General features: G+C 60.5%; 1 protein-coding gene. It reads left to right on the top strand.

The window, feature by feature from the left end; translation table 11 throughout:
• Positions 1–253: carboxyl transferase domain-containing protein (locus FNJ47_RS47235; protein ID WP_283811407.1), on the top strand; the 253-nt coding region annotated here is incomplete at both ends.

The following is a 253-nucleotide window of genomic DNA, read 5'->3' as shown; positions in this document are numbered from 1 at the left end:
TTCGAGAATGACGTCGACGCGCTGCTGCAGATGCGCCGGCTGATCGACTTCCTGCCGTCGAACAACACCGACGGCGTGCCGGAATGGCCGAGCTTCGACGATATCGGCCGGGTCGACATGTCGCTCGACACGCTGATCCCCGACAATCCGAACAAGCCCTACGACATGAAGGAGCTGATCCTGAAGGTCGTCGACGAGGGCGACTTCTTCGAGATCTCCGAGACCTTCGCCAAGAACATCGTCACCGGCTTCG

The sequence above is a fragment of the Bradyrhizobium uaiense genome (assembly GCF_010811875.1).
In the GTDB taxonomy this organism is placed as follows: domain Bacteria; phylum Pseudomonadota; class Alphaproteobacteria; order Rhizobiales; family Xanthobacteraceae; genus Bradyrhizobium; species Bradyrhizobium uaiense.
Note: the sequence above shows the minus strand (reverse complement) of the source record. Positions and strands in the feature narration are given on the sequence as shown.